The 1,052-nt window shown below is 45.2% G+C and carries 1 protein-coding gene; it reads left to right on the top strand.

The features are described 5' to 3' along the window. Window positions 1-714, top strand: a 714-nt coding sequence (locus KDK16_RS07640; protein ID WP_257275414.1) for a hypothetical protein, incomplete at its 5' end; no start/stop codon positions are given. Between the last annotated feature and the right edge of the window lie 338 nt (window positions 715-1,052).

The raw sequence follows: 1,052 nt of genomic DNA, 5'->3' as shown, positions 1-1,052 counted from the left end.
CAACGCTACTATTTGACAGCAGAGCAATGGCAAAGGCGTTTAAAACCGGATGAACCCGGATACATCCAAAGATGCGAAGCCAGATTCGTCGCAAAAAGAGAGCCCGGGGAAAAAGGTGCCATTGAAGAAACAGCACCCTTCAAACCTCTACCCATTTATATCCTGGCTACCCTGATCAACAGGCAAATGGTCATCAGCCCCATCGTCTGTAAATCCCTTAACCACCATAAAGAGAGGCTGCCTGAATCCTTGCTTAGCAAACTCAGGGAAAGAATCGAAGCATCCGGTACAGAATGCTCCGATGAGATTAAAGAATCACTGACCCAATACCTGGACAACATTCAATCCAGGGATCCTGAAGCCTGTCAGGGTGAACCGGAACCACAAAGCATGAAGCCGCCAGACAACAAAAGAGAAAAGCAGGCGTTTGGACGTTTATGGTTAAAGCTCAACCAGACAGAAGTTTTTAGCATCGAAATACTGACATTACTGGACGACTATTGGGATGAAATGGAGCTTATGCACATAGTGACCATCCTTAAAAAAGCCAAAATCGATATCGCTGACCACACAATGGCAGAATGGAGGCAACGGGCATGCAGTGAAATAAAGCAATTAAGAAGGCGAGACCCTTTATTATCAGAGGTGAATCCTGATGTTTATCAGGGTTGTCAGGAACTAGAGTTACTTGATAGATGTGGGGGTATTTTTTAATGGGTCAGTAGGGCGCTATACATTCCGGTGCAAATGGCAGAGGTCAAGTCAAGAGCCTGAGCCTTATGTCGGGTGGCGTGAAAATAACGAATTATTTCCAATAGCGAATGGGTTCGTGGATGTGTATTTTTTTTAAGCCTGAGTCTACAAGACGCTCACAAAAAAACAAAACTATCTGTTCAATAGCCCGATCACTGCTTCTGTTAGTGACCATAATATATGGGGAGTCGCTACCCGCATTGGAATTAGTCGGCTCAAGTCCGCTACCAGCACATTTCTTATATGCGAATATGTTGACTGAACCCGAACGGCCTTACCCCCATTTGGCAGGGTTTATG

The organism is Endozoicomonas sp. SESOKO4 (assembly GCF_024606275.1).
The sequence above is the reverse complement of the archived record's forward strand: the minus strand, read 5'-3'. Positions and strand labels throughout refer to the sequence as shown.